This is a genomic window from Neisseria sp. P0001.S005, assembly GCF_051963715.1.
This window is the reverse complement of record NZ_JBQCTZ010001144.1, coordinates 1-219: the sequence shown is the minus strand read 5'-3', so window position 1 is coordinate 219 and position 219 is coordinate 1. Positions and strand designations below refer to the sequence as shown.

At 48.4% G+C, this 219-nt stretch carries 1 pseudogene; it reads left to right on the top strand.

Features of this window, described 5'->3' with window-relative positions:
- Positions 1-219: pseudogene (locus tag ACTHSP_RS24340) on the top strand (MFS transporter); the annotation flags it as partial.

Below are 219 nucleotides of genomic sequence, written 5' to 3'. Positions count from 1 at the left end.
TCGGAAAATACGCAAAAAACAGCAAAACAAGGTTTGCCGTCACTGGCAAAAAGTACGATTTGGATGCTGAGCTTCGGCTATCTCGGCGTTCAGACGGCCTTTACCCTGCAAAGCTCGCAAATGAGCCGAATTTTTCAAACTTTAGGCGCTGACCCGCATAATTTGGGCTGGTTTTTCATTCTGCCCCCATTGGCCGGTATGTTGGTTCAGCCGATTGTG